The following is a 4,891-nucleotide window of genomic DNA, read 5'->3' as shown; positions in this document are numbered from 1 at the left end:
GCCCCCCACCGCCACGCCGAGCGCGCAGAAGATGGCCGCCGATGCCACCTTGCGCTGGAGCAATGCCGTGGTGTGGAGTGGCGACCTCAACAGCTGCCGCCAGGGCGAGGCGGCCGCCACCCGCGAATGCCTGATCAAGGCGATGCAGGCCGGTGGTGCCAGCGCGGATGCGGTGACGGCGGCCGGGCAACTGTCCAGTGCCGGTGAACTGGCGTTTGTCACCGCCTGGCATGAACACGATGGCATTGGCGTGGCCACGGTGGCCTACCCGTTCCGGGCCAACACCAACGAGGGCACGCGGCTGGTGGATGCCGCCGGCAAGCGCATCGATGTGGACGCCGTGCAGCTGGACGACACCGTGCGTGCCGACCCGGGCGTGCAGGCCCTGCTGGCCGCCCACCCACAGGCAACGCCGTTCGCGCCGGCGCAGGCAGGCGGCAGTACGCCGCTGGACAATGGCGGCATCCGACTGCTGTACCGCACGCCGCTGCGCGACTGCCATGCCTGCGCCGACGTCGGGCAGATTCAGATCGGCTACGACTTTGATGGAACGCGGCATTTCATCGGGCAGCAGGTGGTGCCGGTGGCCACACCCTGACGGCGAAGCGGCCAACGTCTGGCCGCGCCGATGTCACATAGGGTGTTCGACGCATCGATGCATGCCAGGGACGGCACACTACTTCTTGTCGATGGTCTCCAGCCTTGGCATGGGCAGAACCCCTTGTGAGTAGCCCATGCTGCAGTTCTCGAGCGCACTGCACTCTTCCACCACCTCCTCCAGGGAGGACATGCGCCGCGCCTGGGCAATGCGATCAAATCGACCGGCAACAACCGCCAACGGTGTTACCCCCTCACCAACAATCACCGGCCTGGATCGTTCGAAGTGAGCGAGCACGCGGTAATAGCCGGGCTGATCCAGCGTTGGCTGCGCCCCCTGCCCACCTGCAGGGTCGTCGCCGGGAACAACGAACCCGGACGACAGATCGTTGCTCTGCGCCGCATCGCGGCTGGCGAACAACACGCGGGCCCCGAAGCCGGGGTAGTAGAGAACCACGACAACCTCTCTGCCCGCCAGCTTCTCCGGCGCCGTCAGCAGTTGGGTCGGCGAGACATGGCAAACGCCCCCGCTCATCCGATAGGCGCATATGTCTTCGGCGCTGTTCACGGGAGCCGGCCCCCCTCCTTGGCATCCTGCCAGCGCCAGGGCAATCAGCCCCGATCCTCTGATCCTTCTCATTTCAGCTCCTCTACCAGGCTACCAAGCCGCATCTTCTTTCCGTCAGCCGTGGACAGGGTGCCGGGGCCGCACCGCAAGGCGAGAGAACGCGAGCTACTCCAGCGCATCGGGTGGTTTCCGGGCGGTTCCGATACGTGGCATTGGCAGGATTCCGTCCATGTACTCCATCCTGCAATGCGGGCGTTCCGCGCAGTGTTCACGCATCTGGGTGAGGGTCCTGAGCTGCTCGATTCCGCTCGGATCTGAGAGCCGCCCACCTACTACAAAGGGCACCACCACGCCTTCGCCAACCACAACAGGCTGCGAACGCTTGAACGTGCCATGGACTCTGTAGAAACCGGTCGCCCTCAGTTCGTCCTTGACGGGGTAGTCGCCCTCGACCTGCGTGTTGTCGATAAGCAGCGCTGAGGCAAGATCGTTTGCGTCGGCCGCATCGCGGGTCGCAAACAGCGCACGCGCACCATCGCCGGGGTAGAAGATGACCACCGCAATGGCACGGCCTTCAAAAGCCTCAGGCGTTTGCAGCAGCTGCACCAGTGACACGTGACAGGCACCCGCCGCCATACGGTGTTCGCCTCTGCATCCACTGCTCATCGGTCCCCTGGTGCCCCATAGCCGCACACCTGCCGCCGCAACAGATGCGGCACGATCATCCGATGTACCGGCGCCACCGGCAGCATGTACAGCCGCCCGAAGGCGTTGTGCGTATGCACCACCGTGGCGATCTCCAGTGCATCGCCACGCCATTGCAGTGCCAGTTGCACGTGCAGGTGGCGGTCGTCGTCCTCCAGCACGATCGCCTCGCGCGTGCACCGCTGCACGGTGAAGATGCCCAGCCGCTGGCCGGGCATGGGGTCGGCCGCGTCCTGCACGGCACGCAGCGATCCCAGGTCCTTCATGCCCAGCAGCCGCATGCCGCCGTTGCGCACCGCCATCAGCCCGTCGAACCAGCCCGGCACGGTGGACGCCATGTCCTTGTAGGCCTGCAGCGCCGAGCGGCCGCCGCGTGGCACCGTTGCCCGGCACGCGTGCACGAAGTCGGCGCCGGGCAACTGCGCATGCAGCACGTTGCCGGCATCCACCGGCACCCCGCGCACCACCGGCGCACTCACGGCTTGGGCCCCTGCCCTTCGTTGTCTTCCCAGTGCAGGATCTTCCGGGTGACGAAGCGGTAGACCGGCTTGCCGGTGCGGAACCACAGGTCGCGTACCCACGAGGTGCGCTTCAGCAGCCGCTTCTCCACCGGGGTCAGGTGCTGCCGGCAGTACATGCGCTTGTGCTTGAGCAGGTGGCGCAGGTCTTCGCGGGCCAGCAGGCGCATCCAGCGCGAGCGCGGGTTGCCGATCACCGCCAGCTGGAAGTCGATCAGCGCCGGCGAGCCGTCCTCGCGCACCAGCCAGTTGGCTTCCTTGGCTAGGTCGTTGTGCGCGATGCCATGCCGGTGCACGCGCTGCAGCAGCCGGCGCGCGGCGCGGAAATAGGCCAGGTCACCGTGCGGCGGTCGCTGGTACATCGCGTCACCGGCCATGAAGCTGCGGTCCAGCCAGCGCCCGTTCCAGGCCAGCAGCGCCGGGGTGTCGGCCATGCCGTCCAGGTGGGCCAGCGCGCGCGCTTCGCGCCGGGCCAGCCACCACGCGGGCAGGCGCAGCCACCACGGGGTGGCGCCCAGGTCGCGGCGGACAAAGCGCTGCCCGTCCTGCTCGATCAACAGAATGCAGCCGAAACTGTCGGCCTTCAGGGCATGCGGAGCGGGATCAGGGGCGCGGTTCATGGCGCCATTCTAGGCGTGCGATCGCGTTCATTCACTGTAGATCACGCACGTTGGCCGCCGCTGGCCGGCAGTCAGTCACCTTCACACCTCTATAATCCGACGATGGACTCGTCATGGATCGATACCACGCTTGCGTGGATCTCAGCTCACCCCGTGCTCGCCGGTGCGGTCATTTTCCTCATTGCCTTCTGCGATGCGGTCATCGTGCTGGGCGCGATCGTGCCCGCGCTGCCGCTGCTGTTCGCCGTGGGCGTGTTCATCGGCCTGGGTCAGATCTCCGGCCCGTACGCGGTGGCGTGTGCGGCGGTGGGTGCGTTCGCCGGTGACGGCATCAGCTACTGGGTGGGCCGCCGCTGGGGCGACCGGCTGCGCGGCTTCTGGCCCTTCAGCAAGTACCCGCAGCTGCTGGACCGCGGCGAGACGATGTTCCGCCGCAATGCGTTCAAGAGCATCCTGGTGGCGCGTTATGTCGGGGCGATCCGGCCGTTCGTGCCGGCCATTGCCGGCATGATGAAGATGCCGCTGTCGCGCTACTTCCAGGCCAGCGGTATCGCCAGCCTGTCCTGGGCGGTGCTGTTCCTGGCGCCGGGCTGGGTGCTGGGCGAAGCCTATGACGCCGTTGCGGCGGTGGCCGGGCGGCTGGTGATGGTGCTGGGGCTGGTGGCGGTGTTGATGGGCGCGGTGTGGGCGATCGTGCTGTACGGCTACCGCTGGTCGGCCTCGCGCATGGACAGCTGGCTGGCGGCGCTGCTGCGCTGGTCGCAGCGCCATCCCACCCTGGGCCGTTACTCGGTGGCCGTGTTCGACCCGCAACGGCGCGAGTCGGTGCCGCTGGCCATGCTGGCGCTGATGCTGCTGTTGCTCGGCTGGTGCTGGTTCGCGCTGCTGATGGCCGTGGTAGCGCACGGCGAGCCGCTGCGCCTGGACATGGTGGTGCACCAGGCGATGCTGGCGCTGCGCAACCCGCTGGCCGACTACCCGATGGCCGCGCTGGCGTCGCTGGGCGCGTGGCAGGTGCTGCTGCCGGCCACGGCGGCCGGCATGGGCTACCTGGTCTGGCGCCGGCGCTGGATGGCCGCCGCGCACTGGCTGGCCGCGCTGGCCTTCGGGCTGGCACTGACCAAGCTGCTGGGCGCCACGGTGCACGTGGTGCGCCCGCCGGATGCCAGCAGTGGCTTCGGCTTCCCGTCGGTGTCGGTGACCATGGCCACCATCATCTTCGGCTTCTTCGCCGTGCTGATCGCACGCGAGCTGCCCGGGCGCACGCGCGTGTGGCCGTACCTGCTGTCGGGCATCGTGGTGAGCCTGATCGGGTTTGCGCGGTTGTACCTGGGCGCGCATTGGCTGAGCGATGTCATCGGCGGCATGCTGTTCGGCATCTTCTGGCTGCTGGTGCTGGGCATCGCCTATCGCCGCCGCTTCAACCGCTCGTTCTGGGTCAAGCCGGTGGCCTGGCTGTTCTACGGCGTATTCGCCGTGGCCGCGCTCTGGTACGCACCGCGCAACATTCCGCTCAAGCTGGCCCGCTTCGAGCCGGCCCAGCCGGCCCCGGTGGACATGACGGCCGCGGCGTGGCTGCAGGACGCCTGGCGGGAGCTGCCGGCGCGTCGCAATGAGTTCGATGACGACCAGCGCTGGCCGCTGGACGTGCAGGTCGCCGGCCCGCTGGCGCCGCTGCAGAAGCGCCTGGAAAGCCAGGGCTGGCGCGTGCAGCCGCAGGCCGGGTGGGAACAGGCGCTGCTGATGCTCGACAAGTCCGCCACGCCGGACGAAGTGCCGGTGCTGCCGGCCACGCTGGACACCCAGGTGGAATCGCTGCTGATGCTGCGCGCGGGCAATGCGCCCAACGAGATCTTCGCGCTGCGCGTGTGGCCGGCGCCCGC

6 protein-coding genes are annotated in these 4,891 nt (G+C 68.2%); 2 read left to right on the top strand and 4 right to left on the bottom strand.

All coding sequences use genetic code 11. The features are described from left to right. The coding region (locus DBR34_RS17030) for a hypothetical protein (protein ID WP_128097671.1) at positions 1 to 598 on the top strand (598 nt) is incomplete at its 5' end. Between the two features lie 78 nt (positions 599 to 676). Here DBR34_RS17030 and DBR34_RS17025 read toward each other — a convergent pair. The 4 genes from DBR34_RS17025 to DBR34_RS17010 all read right to left on the bottom strand — a co-directional run bounded on the left by DBR34_RS17025 (position 677) and on the right by DBR34_RS17010 (position 3,008). Beyond that, the gene (locus tag DBR34_RS17025) at positions 677 to 1,165 is read right to left on the bottom strand and encodes a hypothetical protein (protein WP_128097670.1); all 489 of its coding nucleotides are present in this window, start codon (positions 1,163 to 1,165) and stop codon (positions 677 to 679) included. A gap of 165 nt (positions 1,166 to 1,330) precedes the next feature. Continuing rightward, entirely contained in the window at positions 1,331 to 1,780 is a 450-nt protein-coding gene (locus DBR34_RS17020; RefSeq protein WP_128097669.1) for a hypothetical protein, read from the bottom strand. A gap of 47 nt (positions 1,781 to 1,827) precedes the next feature. Beyond that, positions 1,828 to 2,349 carry a DUF2867 domain-containing protein gene (locus DBR34_RS17015; RefSeq protein WP_258224049.1) on the bottom strand — a complete coding sequence of 174 codons (522 nt, stop codon included), beginning with the start codon at positions 2,347 to 2,349 and terminating at the stop codon, positions 1,828 to 1,830. Then, positions 2,346 to 3,008, bottom strand: coding sequence for a serine/threonine protein kinase (locus DBR34_RS17010; protein ID WP_128097668.1), 663 nt, complete (start codon positions 3,006 to 3,008; stop codon positions 2,346 to 2,348). The genes DBR34_RS17015 and DBR34_RS17010 overlap by 4 nt, the downstream gene beginning before the upstream one ends. A gap of 102 nt (positions 3,009 to 3,110) precedes the next feature. On the opposite strand from DBR34_RS17010, the gene DBR34_RS17005 reads away from it, so the two are divergent. Further along, positions 3,111 to 4,891: bifunctional DedA family/phosphatase PAP2 family protein (locus DBR34_RS17005; protein ID WP_258224050.1), on the top strand; the 1,781-nt coding region annotated here is incomplete at its 3' end.

The organism is Stenotrophomonas sp. HMWF003 (assembly GCF_003061285.1).
In the GTDB taxonomy this organism is placed as follows: domain Bacteria; phylum Pseudomonadota; class Gammaproteobacteria; order Xanthomonadales; family Xanthomonadaceae; genus Stenotrophomonas; species Stenotrophomonas maltophilia_AP.
The sequence above is the reverse complement of the archived record's forward strand: the minus strand, read 5'-3'. Positions and strand labels throughout refer to the sequence as shown.